Below are 13,657 nucleotides of genomic sequence, written 5' to 3' on the forward strand. Positions count from 1 at the left end.
GGGGTTTCGGTCAGCCCTATGTTTCTTAGGTGAGCCTAAGCTAAGGTACGGAACAGTTCGGATGAACAGGGCAAACGTCTCTAAAACGTGACAAAGTAAAGGATTGAGCATGACTGAGGCTCCCGAGGCCGCGTTCTCGGCGGTGCTGCGCCAGGCGAGCGCCACCGACCACGCGGAGGCAGAGTCGGCCGGATACATGAGCGACCTCATGTCCGGAAAACTGCCACTCGCCGCCTTCGCGGCCCTCACCGCGCGCCTGCACCCGGTCTACGCCGCGCTGGAGGAGGCCGCCGAGGCGATGCGGGAGCACCCCGTCGCGGGACGCTTCGTGCACGACGAGCTCACCCGCACGCCGTCACTGGAGGCCGACCTGGCGTTCCTGCGCGGCGCCGACTGGGCCGAGCAGGCCGAGAACTCGCCCGCCGCCGACGCCTACGCCGCCCGCATCCGCGAGGTCGCCTTCACCTCGCCCGAGGGCTTTGTGGCGCACCACTACACGCGGTACCTCGGCGACCTGTCCGGCGGGCTCATCATCGGCCGCACCATCGAGCGGCTGTACGACCTGTCGGACGGGCGCGGCGTGAGCTTCTACCGGTTCGGGGAGATCCCCAAGCCCAAGAACTTCAAGGACGCCTACCGCACGCTCATCGACGAGGCACCGTTCGACCCGGACGGCCGCGCCCTCGTCGTCGCGGAGGTGCGGGAGGCGTACCGGCTGAACTCCGCTCTGTTCGCCGAACTGGGCGCGATCCGCTGGAACGAGGCGGCATGAGGCGCGTGCTGCCGCTGCTGGCCGCCGCCGCGCTCGTCGCGGTGCCGTCCGCCGCCCGGGCCGAGTCGGCGACGGGCAAGGGGCCGGACGGCCAGACCGTCACCGTCTCCGCCGCGACCGTGACCGACGGGCAGACGGTCACCGTCACCGGGTCGGGGTTCGACACCAGGAAGGGCATCTACGTCGCGTTCTGCAAGGACCTCGGCGAAGGACAGGTGCCGACGCCGTGCGGCGGCGGAGCCGACACCTCCGGGCTTGGCGGCGGCTCCCAGTGGATCTCCTCCAACCCGCCGCCCTACGGCAGGGAACTCGCCGTGAAGTACGGCGAGGGCGGGTCGTTCGAGGTGCGGATCAGCGTCGCCGCGAAGATCGGCGAGGACGTCGACTGCACCAGGGACGCGTGCGCCGTCGTGACGCGCGCCGACCACACCCGGACGCAGGACAGGACGCAGGACGTGCGGGTGCCGGTGAGGTTCGCCGCCTCGTCGTCGGCCGGTGAGGGCTCGGACGCCGTGCTCTACACGGGCATCGGCGTGGCCGCTGTCGCCTTCGCGGCGGGCGGAGGTTTCCTGCTCGTCCGGCGGCGCAAGGCGGCCGCGTGACCGGTGGCCGGGCGCTGCGGTGGGGCGCCGCCGCGCTCGTCCTCGCGCTGGGCGCCGCCGGATGCGGCGGACAGCCCGGCGCGGCGCGGACCGGGACGTCGGCGGCGGGCACCTGCGGGCCCGCGACCGTGACCGGGCTGCCCACGGACGTCTCGCCCGTGACGCCCGCGCCCTCACCGAAGCTGCCCGTCACCGTGACGGGCGCGGACGGCAAGAAGGTGACCGTCACGGACACCAGCCGGATCCTCGCGCTCAACATGTACGGGTCGCTCGCCGAGATCGTGTTCAGCCTCGGGCTCGGCGACCGGGTCGTCGGCCGTGACGCGTCCACGACCTTCACGTCGGCGGCCGACCTGCCGCTCGTCACGACGCACGGGCACGACCTGTCGGCGGAGGCCATCCTCGGGCTCGACCCGACCGTCGTGCTCGCCGACGCCAGCATCGGGCCGCCGGAGGCGCTCACCCAGATCGCGGCCGCGGGCATCCCCGTGGTGATGATCGACGACGAGCAGACGCTGCCCGCCGTCACCGAGCACATCGCCGACGTGGCGGCGGCGCTCGGCGTCCGCGAGGCCGGGGCGAAGCTCGCCGCGCGGGTCACCGACGGGATCGCCGCTGCCCGGCGCAGCGCGCCCGAGGGGGCCGCCGCGCCGTCGATCGCGTTCCTGTACGTGCGCGGCACCGCCGGGGTCTACCTCGTCGGCGGTGACGGGGCCGGGTCCGACGCGCTCATCGAGGCGATCGGCGCCCGCGACGCCGGAACCGAGATCGGCCTCAAGGGGTTCCGCCCGCTCACCAGCGAGGGCCTCATCAACGCGGCCCCCGACGTCATCCTCGTCATGACCTCCGGCCTCGCCTCCGTGGGCGGCGTCGACGGCCTCCTGAAACTCCCCGGAGTGGCCCAGACCCCCGCAGGCGAACACCGCCGCATCGTCGACGCCGCCGACGGCTCCCTCCTCACCTTCGGCGCCCACACCGCCGAGACCATCACCGCCCTCGCCCACGCCATCTACGAAACCTGCCCCAAATGACCCAGAACCCGCCCAACCCCTACGTCCACACCCCACCCCCCGCCCCAGTTTCGGCCACCCCCAAACCCCCCGCCCCCCCGACCCCCGTTTCCAGCCCACCCGCGCCCAACCCCCCGATCCCCACCGATTCGCCCCAACCCGTCCCCTCCCCCGAAACACCCGAGAAGCCCGCCGACGTCTCCTCGGCAGCCCTCCCGGCCTCTGACGCTTCCGTGCCGCCCGAGCCCGTTTCCGATGTTTCCGTGCCTGATGGTCCGGTGCCGGAGGACACGGGGCAAAGTGGTGCCGCTGGAATCGCGGCGCCTGATGACGCCGCGCTGCCACTGCCGTCCGCGAAGCCCGACGCCACCGGGCTCGCAGGCTCGTCGGCGGCGCTCGCGGCCTCTGACGCTTCCGTGCCGCCCGAGCCCGCACCCGTTTCCGATGTTTCCGTGCCTGATGGTCCGGTGCCGCAGGACGCGGAACAGAGTGGTGCCGCTGGAATCGCGGCGCCTGAGGGCGCCGCGCTGCCGCTGCCGCCCGCGAAGCCTGACGGCGTCGGGCTTGCGGGCTCGTCGGCGGCGTTTGCGGCCTCTGACGCTTCCGTGTCGTCCGAGCCTGAGCTTGCGCCCGTTTCCGGTGTTTCCATGGCCGTTGGTCCGGTGGTGGAAGACGCGGGGCAGAGTGGTGCCGCTGGAATCGCGGCGGCTGAGGGCGCCGTGCTGGCGGTGTCGCCCGTGAAGCCTGGTGGCGCCGGGCTTGTGGGCTCTGGCGCTTCTGTGGTGTCCGGGTCGGAGGGCGTGCCTGTTTCCGGTGGTTCGGGGGCGGGGGGTGTTGCCGGGGTGGGGCCGGTGAAGGCCGGTGCTGCTTTGGTGTCGCGGGGTGGGGGGCGGAAGGGGAGGGGGGTGTTGCTTGTTGGGGGGCTTGCGGCTCTGTTGCCGGTGGTGTTGCTTGTGGCGGCGGGGAGTGGGCAGGTGGATATTCCGGTGGGGCAGGTGCTTGGGTCGGTGTTGCATCGGATGGGGATTCCGGTGGGGGATCTGCCTACGGCGGCGCAGGGGGAGAACGCGCTTTGGTTGGTGCGGATTCCGAGGGTGTTGATGGCTGCCGTGACAGGGGCGGCGCTCGGGTGTGCGGGGGCGCTCATGCAGGGGGTGTTCGGGAATCCGCTGGCGGAACCGGGAGTCATCGGGGTGTCGTCGGGGGCGGCCGTGGGGGCGGCGGCCGTGATCACGTTCGGGTTCACGGCGCTCGGTGGGTGGACGATCGTGGGGGCGGCGTTCCTGTGCGGGTTGCTGACGACGCTCGCCGTCTACGCGATGGCGCGTTCCAACGGGCGGACCGAGGTCGTCACCCTGCTGCTCACCGGGATCGCGGTGAACGCCGTCGCGGGGGCGGCGCTCGGGCTTCTGATGTTCTTTTCGAGCAATGACGCGCTCCGTTCCATCACGTCGTGGCAGCTCGGCAGCCTTGCGGGTGCGACGTGGGAGGCGGTGTGGGTGGTCGGGCCCCTCGCCGTGGTCGGCTGCGGTGTCGCGATCGCGATGTCACGGCAGCTCGACCTGCTCTCGCTCGGCGAGCGGACCGCGCGGCACCTCGGCGTCAACGTCGAGCGGCTGCGGTTCACCGGCATCGTCGTCATCGCGCTGCTGACGTCGGCGGCCGTCGCGTTCAGCGGCATCATCTCGTTCGTCGGGCTCGTCATCCCGCACCTCGTCCGGATGGCGGTCGGGCCCGGCCACCGGATCCTGCTGCCCGCCTCCGCGCTGGGCGGCGCGTGCCTCCTCGTCGTCGCCGACCTCGTCGCGCGCACGGCCGTCCCGTATCAGGAGCTTCCCTTGGGTGTCCTCACCGCCGTCGTGGGCGGACCGTTCTTCTTCTGGCTGCTGCGCCGGACCCGTGCCCGCGCGGGAGGCTGGGGATGATCGACGTGCTGCGCCGCAAGCCCCGGCTGCCGGGGCCGCGCGTCACCCTGGAGGCCGACGGCGTCACCGTGGTCCGGGGCGGCCGTCCCGTCCTCGCGGACGTGCGCCTGGAGGTCAGGCCCGGCGAGGTGCTCGCGCTCGTCGGCCCCAACGGCGCCGGGAAGTCCACGCTACTGGCCGCCCTGTGCGGGGACATCACCTACGAGGGCACCATCCGGGTGGACGGCCTTCCGCTCGCGGACTGGCGCCCGGTCGAGCTGGCGATGCGCCGCGCGATCCTCACCCAGACGCACACCGTGTCGTTCTCCTATCCGGTCGAGGACATCGTCCGGATGGGCCGCGCCCCCTGGATCGGCACGCCGCTGGAGGACGAGGACGACGAGGCGGTCGCCGCCGCGATGGCCGACGCCGACGTCACGGGCTTCACCGGCCGTCCGTTCCCCCGCCTGTCCGGCGGTGAGCAGGCCCGGGTGGCCCTCGCCCGCGTCCTGGCCCAGCGGACCCCGGCCGTGCTCCTCGACGAGCCCACGGCCGCGCTGGACGTCCGGCACCAGGAACTCGTGTTCGCCGTCACCCGACGGCTCGCCGACGCGGGCCGGGCCGTCGTCGCCGTCGTGCACGACCTGGGGCTCGCCGCCGCGCACGCCGACCGCGTCGCCGTCCTGTCCGACGGCCGCCTCACCGCCTGCGGCCCCCCCGCCGACGTCCTCACCGCCGACCTCCTGACCAACGTCTACGGCCACCCCATCGAAGTCTTCCCCCACCCCCGCACCGGCCGCCCCCTCGTCCTCCCCCGCCGCTGACAACCCGCCCGCCCCGTGGCCGGGCACTTCCCGACGAGGTCGGGAGCTGCCACCCGTCGGCTCACGTCCGGTCAGAGCAGCAAGGTGCGTAGCTGGTCGCGCATGGTCTTGACTTCGGGAGCGTTCGCCCATGGGTTCGTGAGGCTCAGGATCTTTGCGTAGAGCTTGTTGAGCCGCTCGGAGTTCACCAGTGGGGCGACGCGGCTCAGGGTGTCCACCAGTTCGGCGGCCAGCGTCGGCTGAGAGCCGCGCAGAGCCGTTCGGGCCTGACAGGCCAAGTAGTTGACACCGAGGAACGGTGACATGGGAGCTATGAGCCGTACCACCTCTGCGAGCGTCCCGTGGGATGCCTCCCACTTTCCTTGCTCGCTCAGCGCGACGCCCACGCCGCCCAGCATGTCGGCGCGGCGAAGTTCCGGTAGCCCGCTCCCGATTTCTTGTGCTTTGTCCAGATGGGTAGAGGCTGCCCGGCTCTCAGAGAGCAGGCCCAGTGCCCTGCCGAGTCGCATATGCGCCGAAGCCTCAATCTCCAGCGAGATATCCGGGACGGTCAGGGCTTGGCGCGCGTACTGCATGGCGTGTAGTCCATCGCCTTCAAAGGCGGAGAACATGGAAAGCTCGTTGAGAGAAGCGGCCTGCCCTTCGTGATCGCCGACCGATTGAGCCAGGGCGAACGCGAATCGTCCCGCCTTGTGGGCTTGGGGAAGTTCGTGGGTATTGTACTGAGCAATCGCGACGTTGCGTGCCAGGGATGAGGCCGCGCGGCGAAGCCGGGCGTCCTTGCCACCCATGAGGGCATGTTCTACGCGACGAAGATGCGCGGCGGCATGGGCGGCCGACGCGACACCGGACCGTAGAGACCCGTTTTCGATCTTGTCGGAAAGCATGCTCACGTAGTCCGGATCGCGGTACGGATTTCCGTTCGCACCGGGTACCAGGGTCACGGTCGCGGCACTGGCGATGAACTCACGTCGTTTCACTGCTGCCTCATCGAGTCTGCGGCGTATGACTAGTTCGTAGCCTACGCGTCTCAGCATGTCGGAAAGCTGGTTGAAGCGGACATCTTGCTTCCCACTGAGCACAAGAGACACCCAAGCCTGGGTCCGCCCCCATGTCTTGCCCAGGTCCGCTTGGGTCCACCCCTTCTCCTTCATGATCGTTTGGACCAGTTCGGGGAGAGTCCTGATTTCCATGGGGCGAGACTACAAGAGGTTCCCGGATATGTCCCGAGTCCGCATAAGCACTCCTCATATGGCCGTAGCGGTCAATCACGCGCTCTGGTGAGGATCGGTGGTGATCGCCATGAATCGAGCCGAGATCGCCGATTGAGTTGAGATGAGCTCCGAACCCGGAAACCGGAACAATCGGGTGCAAAAAGGGTGTGATCTCCTCATCTGTTTCGGTCTGATCTCTTCAGGTGAGGAAGGTGTGGGCATATGTCGTCTGCGGTGAATCTGGCGCGGTGGGGTGTGGTGCCGTACATCACGGCGTGGTCGTCGGAGGAGACGCCGCCGGTCGCGGTGGTGGTCCGTGACGGGAGGATCGCCTATGCCGATGAGAGGGCGGAGGACCGTGACGGGGCGGGGGTGTTGTGGACGCGGATTGGTTTCAGTCCGGGGGTCGGGGTTCCGCAGTTCAAGTCCGTGCACTTTCTGCGGCAGCGGCGCGCGATGCGGGGCCTGCTGTGCCAGGTGTGCGGGGCGCGCTGCGCGAAGAGCGCGCTGTGGATGCTTTCGCGGGAGGAGTACGAGGGCGCGGACGGGCCGTGGCCCGCCCCCGTCATGACGGCCCATCCTCCGGTCTGCCCGGGGTGCGTGGAGCGGTCGGCGCGCCTGTGCCCGCATCTGCGTGCCGGGCATGTGGTGCTGCGGCCCCGGCGCGTCTCTCCGGCCGCGATCTCGGGCGTGCTCTACCAGCCGACCCGCGCCGGTCTGGTGCCCAGCGCCGCCACCATCGCCCACAACGACTTTCGTACCCGGTGGCTGCGGGCGGCGCAGTTGCACGTGACGTTGGAGGACTACGACGTTGTCGGGCTTGGCGCGATGGTCGTCAGCGGCTCCGGGGGCTCGTCAGTTGATCGGGGGTCTGGTAGACAGGGTGTCTAACTGTTGCGGAGCGAGGAGTACGCATGGGGCGTACGTACGATGTTGTGCTCTATGGGGCTACGGGGTTCACCGGTGGGCTGACCGCCGAGTATCTCGCCGCTCATGCGGGGGCGACGCGGTGGGCGCTGGCCGGGCGGGACGGGGCGAAGCTGGAGCGGGTGCGTGACCGGTTGGGGGCTGACGTGCCGCTGGTGCACGCGGACTCGGGGGATCCGGACACGTTGGTGGATCTGGCCCGGTCGTCCCGGCTTGTCGTCTCGACGGTCGGTCCGTACCTGAAGTACGGGGAGCCGCTTGTGGCGGCCTGTGCCGACAACGGGACGGATTATGCCGACCTGACCGGTGAGCCCGAGTTCGTCGACCGGATGTATCTCGCCTATCACGAGCGGGCCGTGGAGACGGGCGCCCGCCTCGTGCACGCCTGCGGGTTCGACTCGATCCCGCACGACCTCGGCGCCTACTACACGGTGAAGCGGCTGCCGGAGAACGTCCCCCTGCACGTCGAAGGGTTCCTCAGCGCGAAGGGCAGCGCGTCCGGCGGGACGATCGCCTCGTTCCTGGGCGTGCTGCGCGATCCGCTGCCGATGTGGCGGGCCGCCTCCGAGCGGTCCCGCGTTGAGCCGAAGCCCTCGGGACGCCGGGCCAGGGTCGCGCGGTCGCCGCTGCCCCGCACCCGAGTGCACGGCGGCGTAGCGGTGCCGCTGCCTACGCTCGACCCGCAGATCATCGTGCGCAGCGCCCGCGCTCTCGACAGGTATGGCCCCGACTTCACCTATGGGCACTTCCTCGCCATCACGCGCGACACCAGCGTCTCGGTGGACGGCGGGGTGCGCGCGATGTTCAAGCAGCGGCCCGGCGAGGGCCCGTCGGCCGAGCGCCGCGCCCAGAACTGGTTCCGGATGCGGTTTACCGGCGAGGGCGGCGGCGTGCGGATCGCCACCGAGGTGGCGGGCGGCGACCCCGGTTACGGCGAGACGGCCAAGATGCTCGGCGAGGCCGCGCTGTGCCTGCTGCACGACGACCTGCCCAGGACGTCCGGCCAGGTCACCACGGCGCAGGCGATGGGCGACGCGCTCATCACCCGGCTCCAGAGCGCGGGCATCACCTTCCGGACGCTCTGACCGCATGGAACGCTCCGCGTCCGGGGCATGACGGATCGTTCGCTACGAAGTTCGTGATCCGCCGGACGCGGTCATGCCGCCCATGCCATGCTGTGACTTCTCGTGATGGCATATGCACGTTTTGTCACAGTTGTCATGTCTGGGTGGGGGTCATGCTGCTCTTCCGAAGCAGGTGCGCGGCGGTCGTCGATGAGGACGAGGCCGTCAGGTTCCTTGAGGAGTTCCACGCCGAGCAGGGTGTGAGCGCGGTGAGCGCGCCACGGATCAGGGCGGTGCGCGAGGAGATCCGCCGCACCGGCACCTACCGGCAGACCACGGCGGAGCTGGAGTACGGGGCGCGCGTCGCGTGGCGCAACAGCGCGCGGTGCATCGGTCGGCTCTACTGGCGCAGCCTGCGCGTCCGGGACATGCGGCACGTGACGACGGCCGAGGAGGTCGCCGCCGAGTGCGTCACCCACCTGCGCGAGGCCACCAACGGCGGCCGGATCCGCCCCGTCATCACGGTGTTCGCCCCGGACGCCCCCGAGGGGCCTGGCCCGCGCATCCACAACGCCCAGCTCATCCGGTACGCCGGATACGCCGGGCCGCTCGGCCGTGTCGTCGGCGATCCCGCCAACACCGCGACGACGCGCCTGGCGACCTCGCTCGGCTGGCGCGGCCCCGGAGGCCCCTTCGACGTCCTCCCGCTCGTCGTGGAGGGCCGCCACGAGCCGCCCCGGTGGTTCCCCCTCCCGACAGACGCTGTCCTTGAGGTGCCTCTCACCCACCCGGAGCTGCCCGCCTTCGCGGAACTGGCGTTGCGCTGGCACGCCGTCCCGGCCGTCGCGGACATGACCCTGGAGATCGGCGGCGTCACCTACCCGGCCGCGCCCTTCAACGGCTGGTACATGGGCACCGAGATCGGCGCCCGCAACCTCGCCGACACCACCCGCTACGACCTCCTCGCCACCGTCGCCGACCTCCTCGGCCTGGACACCCGCGACGAGACGACGCTCTGGCGCGACCGGGCCCTGGTCGAGCTGAACGTCGCGGTGCTGCACTCGTTCGGCGAGGCGGGCGTCACCGTCACCGACCACCACACCGAGTCGCGCCGCTTCCTCACCCACCTGACCCGCGAGGAGCGCGCGGGCCGCGCCTGCCCGGCCGACTGGACGTGGATCGTGCCGCCGCTCTCGGGCTCGGCCACCCCCGTCTTCCACCGCTACTACGACAACCCCGACCTGCGCCCCAACTTCCTGCACAAGACCCCCGCCCCCTGACGCCCCGAAGCCCGCCGCCGCAGGGCAAAGCGGCGGTTTGACGGCTGGCGGATCACGGTCGGGTAGAGGGCGTTGACAGGGGTTCGCGGGCGCGTCACGGTGTGCGGGAGCCGTGGGGGGGAAGGGAAACGATCATGGACGCACGCAAGGTCATCGGGGGAGCGGCGGCGCTCGCCGTCGCGGCTGGAGTGGGGTTCGCCGTGGGGTTCGTCGGACTGGGCAAGGCGGCGCACACCGCCGCCTCGGACTGGACGGACCACGACGCCATCGCGGAACTCGTGGACTCCTAGCCCGCTGGGAAACAACGGAAACACCGGCCCGGAGGCGGGCGCTCCCGACGAAGTCGGGGTCGAAAAAGCGCCCGCCTCCGGGCCAAGACAAACACAGCGGGGGCCGGTGATCCCGGCCCCCGCCCTCGTCGGAAACAGCCGAAACCTCAGACGAGCGCCGGAGTCAGCCGGGGGAGGACGTTCTCCCCGATCCGGTACGCCTCCTCCAGGTGCGGCCAGCCGGACAGGATGAACTCCGAGATGCCGAGCGCCGCGTACTCCCGCAGCAGGCCCGCCACCTCCTCGTGCGAGCCGACCAGGGCCGTCCCGGCGCCCTCGCGGACGAGGCCGACGCCCGCCCACAGGCCGGGGGAGATCTCCAGGTCGCGGGTGTCGCCGCCGTGCAGGTCGACCATGGCCCGCTGCGCCACCGAGTCGAACCGCGCGAACCGGGCCTGCGCGGCGGCGATCCGGGCCGGGTCCATCCCGGCGAGCAGCTTGTCGGCCTCCGCCCACGCCTCAGCCGACGTGTCGCGGCTGATGACGTGGACGCGCAGCCCGACCCGCAGCGTGCGCCCGTAGGAGGCGGCAGCGGCCTGGAGCGCCTCGACCTTCCGGGCGACGGCCGCGGGCGGCTCCCCCCACGTCAACGCGACGTCCACATGCTTGCCCGCCACCTTGACGGCCGCGGGTGAGGAGCCCCCGAAGTACAGCGGCGGCACCCGGTCCAGCGGCACGTCGAGCCCGCCGCCCTCAACCCGGTAGTGCGCCCCCACGTGGTCGAACGACTCCCCGGTGAACGCGCGGCGCAGCACGGTGAGGAACTCGTCGGTGCGGGCGTACCGGGCGTCGTGGTCGAGGAAGTCGCCGTACGCGCGCTGCTCGACCGGGTCGCCGCCGGTGACGACGTTGAGCATGAGCCGTCCGTCCGAGACGTCCTGGAACGCCTGGGCCTGCTGGGCGAGCAGCGTCGGCAGCGCGAACCCCGGCCGGAACGCGACGAGCAGCTTCAGCCGCGACGTGTGCTGCGCGACGGCCGCGCAGACGATCCACGGGTCCGGGCATCCGGCGCCCACCGGGGTCAGCGCCGCCTCGAACCCGGCGTCCTCGGCGGCGCGCGCCACCTGCGACAGGTACCGGACGCTGCCGGGACGCCGTGAGGCGCGGCCCGCGTCGGTCGTCATGATGGCGGCGCGCACCTCGTTGCCGTCGCCGGTGGTCGGCAGGAACCAGTGGAAGCGCATCGGGTGTCCTTCGCTCAGGCCGCTGCCGCGCGGACGGCGGCGGCGATCTTCTCCCGCAGCACGGGATGGTCTGGGTGCAGGTGCGGGTCGGGCGCGTGCGGCAGGTCCGAGGACTCGTCGAGCACGACCCGGCCCGGCCGCCTGCTGAGCACGAGGATGCGGGTGCCCAGGTAGACGGCCTCGTCAACACTGTGCGTGACGAACAGTACGGTCTTGCCCGTCGCCTGCCAGATCCGCCGCAGCTCTTCCTGGAGCCGTTCCCTGGTGAGCGCGTCCAGGGCGGCGAAGGGTTCGTCCATCAGCAGGATCGCCGGGTCGGGGGCGAGCGCGCGCGCGATGGCGGCGCGCTGCTGCATGCCGCCGGACAGCTCGTAAGGCCGACGCTGTGCCGCGTCGGACAGCCCGACGAGTTCCAGCAGTTCCGTCGAACGTGCCCGGCGGTCGGCCCTGGACCGTCCGCGCAGCCCGAACTCGACGTTCCCGCGCACGGTCAGCCACGGGAACAGCCGGGGCTGCTGGAACACGACGCCCCGGTCAGGGCCGGGCCCCGCCACGTCGGACCCGGAGACGGCGACCTTGCCCTCGGTCGGCTGGGAGAACCCGGCGACGAGCCGCAGCAGCGTGCTCTTGCCGCACCCGGACGGCCCGACGATCGCGGTGAACGAGCCGGGCGCGAGGTCGGCGTCGATGTCGGCCAGCGCGCGCACGCCGTCGCGGCGCCCCCCGTAGACCAGGGAGACGCCGCGCAGCGTGACCGCGCCGGACTTCTCAGCCGGGGAAGGCATCGCCGAGCGCCTTGGTGGCCAGCCCCGCCTGGAAGACCGACAGCTCACGTTGCTTGCGTTGCTGTTCATCGATACCGAACCAGTTGGCTTCATCCGCCGCCTTGCGTGGCGGGGACTCCTTCCCTCGCGGGTCGGGTTTCCTGATTCGCCGGGCCGCGCCGTTCCCGCTCACGCGGGTGAGGTCTTACCGGCCCTCCACAGGCGTTTTGGCTCTCCGCCAGCCCGGCGGCGAGTATGTTCCGTGCTGCGTTGATGTCTCGGTCGTGGCCGGTACCGCAGTGGGCGCACGTCCAGTCGCGGACACGGAGGGGCATGCTGGTGGCTTGACTTCCACAAATGGAGCACAGTTTTGAGCTGGGGTACCAGCGGTCCACCACGGCGAGCCGGCGGCCGTACCAGTCGGCCTTGTACTCCAGCAGTGACCGCAGTCTCCGCCAGGCCGCGTCTGAGATCGCGCGGGCGAGTTTGTGATTCTTGACTAGGTTGCGGACGGCGAGGTCCTCGATCACGACCGTTTGGTTCTCGCGGACGAGTCGAGTGGTGAGTTTGTGTAGGGAGTCCCGCCTACGGTCGGCGATCCGGGCGTGGGCGCGGGCCACACGCAGGCGGGCCTTGTCTCGATTCCTGCTGTTCTTGGCCTTGCGGGACAGCGCCTGCTGGGCCCTGGCCAGGCGACGTGAATCGCGGCGACTGTTCCGAGGACCGAGGATCTTCTCGCCGGTCGAGAGCGTGACCAGTGAGGTGAGACCCGCGTCGATGCCGACCGATGACTCGACGGGTTCGAGGGGCGCTATGCGGTCCTCGCACAACAAGGACACGAACCAGCGGCCTGCAGGATCACGCGATACCGTCACAGTTGTCGGCTCGGCTCCTTCAGGCAGGGGCCGGGACCACACGATGTTCAACGGGCCGCTCATCTTGGCCAACGTGAGTTGGCCGTCGCGTAGCCTGAAGCCCGACCGGGTGTACTCGGCCGAGGCGCGGGACTTCTTCTTCGACTTGAATACCGGGTACCCGGCGCGCTTGCCCCAGAAGTTCACGAATGCGGCTTGCAGGTGTCGCAGCGCCTGTTGCAAAGGCACCGAAGGCACTTCGTTCAAGAAGGCGAGCTCCTCTGTGCGCTTCCACCGGGTGAGCAGCGCGGAGGACTCCACATAGGAGACGCGGCGACCCTCGTGCTGGTAGGCGTGGGTCCGTTCTTCCAGCATCCGGTTGTAGACCAGCCGCACGCAACCGAACGTCCGGGCAAGCTCTACGGCCTGCTCGGGGGTCGGATAGAAGCGGAACTTGAACGCCCGCTTCACAATGCGTTCCATGCCGCATACCTTACCGATAGTTCCTGTGGGAACGCATATCGCGACCAGATGATGAGCAGGCTGAAGTAGGCGAGGGGTGGGAGGGTCCGCACGAACGTCACCAGCGGGCCGAGGAGCGCCCTGACCGTCGGGACGAGCCCGATGAGCAGGCCGACGACGACGCCGCCGATGATGCCGTACAGGCTGCCCAGGAGGATGCGCCTGAGGCTGACGCCCAGGTGCTCCCAGAGCAGGTGCCCGGCGTAGCCGCGCTGCCCGTTCTCCTGGGTCGTGGACGTGGTGATGAGCGCGTCCCAGACCGACGACGGCGCGGGCACAAAGACCTCGGGCCACACCCCGGCCGCCGCGACGGCCCACCACAGCGCGAACAGGGTGAGGACCCCGCCCGCGCGGAGCGCCAACCCACGAGACACCGCGCCCTACTTCCTACAAAACCAATCAAACAG

General features: G+C 70.7%; 14 protein-coding genes. 9 read left to right on the top strand and 5 right to left on the bottom strand.

Annotated elements, in window-relative coordinates:
* Nucleotides 1-109: 109 nt before the first annotated feature.
* From LO762_RS07405 to LO762_RS07425, 5 genes are all read left to right on the top strand, one after another.
* Nucleotides 110-772: a heme oxygenase (biliverdin-producing) gene (locus LO762_RS07405; RefSeq protein ID WP_230613443.1), complete on the top strand. Its 663-nt coding sequence runs from the start codon at nt 110-112 to the stop codon at nt 770-772.
* On the top strand, nt 769-1,374 hold the full coding sequence (locus LO762_RS07410; protein WP_230613444.1) for an LPXTG cell wall anchor domain-containing protein: 606 nt from the start codon (nt 769-771) through the stop codon (nt 1,372-1,374). Before LO762_RS07405 ends, LO762_RS07410 begins: the two co-directional genes overlap by 4 nt.
* The gene (locus LO762_RS07415) at nt 1,371-2,405 is read left to right on the top strand and encodes an ABC transporter substrate-binding protein (protein WP_230613445.1); all 1,035 of its coding nucleotides are present in this window, start codon (nt 1,371-1,373) and stop codon (nt 2,403-2,405) included. Before LO762_RS07410 ends, LO762_RS07415 begins: the two co-directional genes overlap by 4 nt.
* 626 nt (nt 2,406-3,031) lie before the next feature.
* Complete coding sequence (locus LO762_RS07420) at nt 3,032-4,309, top strand: FecCD family ABC transporter permease (RefSeq protein WP_374201541.1); 1,278 nt, start codon at nt 3,032-3,034, stop codon at nt 4,307-4,309.
* Entirely contained in the window at nt 4,306-5,112 is an 807-nt protein-coding gene (locus LO762_RS07425; protein ID WP_230613446.1) for a heme ABC transporter ATP-binding protein, read from the top strand. The genes LO762_RS07420 and LO762_RS07425 overlap by 4 nt, the downstream gene beginning before the upstream one ends.
* A gap of 71 nt (nt 5,113-5,183) precedes the next feature.
* Here the strand turns inward: LO762_RS07425 and LO762_RS07430 are convergent, their stop codons facing one another.
* Nucleotides 5,184-6,305 carry a hypothetical protein gene (locus LO762_RS07430; RefSeq protein WP_230613447.1) on the bottom strand — a complete coding sequence of 374 codons (1,122 nt, stop codon included), beginning with the start codon at nt 6,303-6,305 and terminating at the stop codon, nt 5,184-5,186.
* A gap of 243 nt (nt 6,306-6,548) precedes the next feature.
* Between LO762_RS07430 and LO762_RS07435 the strand changes: the two genes are divergently transcribed.
* The 4 genes from LO762_RS07435 to LO762_RS07450 all read left to right on the top strand — a co-directional run bounded on the left by LO762_RS07435 (nt 6,549) and on the right by LO762_RS07450 (nt 9,887).
* On the top strand, nt 6,549-7,217 hold the full coding sequence (locus LO762_RS07435; RefSeq protein ID WP_230613448.1) for a hypothetical protein: 669 nt from the start codon (nt 6,549-6,551) through the stop codon (nt 7,215-7,217).
* 23 nt (nt 7,218-7,240) lie between these two features.
* The gene (locus LO762_RS07440; RefSeq protein ID WP_230613449.1) at nt 7,241-8,338 is read left to right on the top strand and encodes a trans-acting enoyl reductase family protein; all 1,098 of its coding nucleotides are present in this window, start codon (nt 7,241-7,243) and stop codon (nt 8,336-8,338) included.
* Between the two features lie 152 nt (nt 8,339-8,490).
* Nucleotides 8,491-9,597 (top strand): nitric oxide synthase oxygenase, encoded by a 1,107-nt coding sequence (locus LO762_RS07445; RefSeq protein WP_230613450.1) that lies wholly within the window; start codon nt 8,491-8,493, stop codon nt 9,595-9,597.
* A 134-nt stretch (nt 9,598-9,731) separates the two neighbouring features.
* Nucleotides 9,732-9,887: a hypothetical protein gene (locus LO762_RS07450; protein WP_230613451.1), complete on the top strand. Its 156-nt coding sequence runs from the start codon at nt 9,732-9,734 to the stop codon at nt 9,885-9,887.
* Between the two features lie 146 nt (nt 9,888-10,033).
* Here LO762_RS07450 and LO762_RS07455 read toward each other — a convergent pair whose 3' ends face one another.
* The 4 genes from LO762_RS07455 to LO762_RS07470 all read right to left on the bottom strand — a co-directional run bounded on the left by LO762_RS07455 (nt 10,034) and on the right by LO762_RS07470 (nt 13,624).
* The gene (locus LO762_RS07455) at nt 10,034-11,110 is read right to left on the bottom strand and encodes an LLM class flavin-dependent oxidoreductase (RefSeq protein WP_230613452.1); all 1,077 of its coding nucleotides are present in this window, start codon (nt 11,108-11,110) and stop codon (nt 10,034-10,036) included.
* 14 nt (nt 11,111-11,124) lie between these two features.
* Nucleotides 11,125-11,895 (bottom strand): ABC transporter ATP-binding protein, encoded by a 771-nt coding sequence (locus tag LO762_RS07460; RefSeq protein WP_230613453.1) that lies wholly within the window; start codon nt 11,893-11,895, stop codon nt 11,125-11,127.
* 89 nt (nt 11,896-11,984) lie between these two features.
* Nucleotides 11,985-13,211: a transposase gene (locus LO762_RS07465; protein WP_230613454.1), complete on the bottom strand. Its 1,227-nt coding sequence runs from the start codon at nt 13,209-13,211 to the stop codon at nt 11,985-11,987.
* Complete coding sequence (locus tag LO762_RS07470; RefSeq protein ID WP_230613455.1) at nt 13,196-13,624, bottom strand: hypothetical protein; 429 nt, start codon at nt 13,622-13,624, stop codon at nt 13,196-13,198. The genes LO762_RS07465 and LO762_RS07470 overlap by 16 nt, the downstream gene beginning before the upstream one ends.
* Nucleotides 13,625-13,657 lie beyond the last annotated feature (33 nt).

Source organism: Actinocorallia sp. API 0066 (genome assembly GCF_020991275.1).
GTDB lineage: Bacteria > Actinomycetota > Actinomycetes > Streptosporangiales > Streptosporangiaceae > Actinocorallia.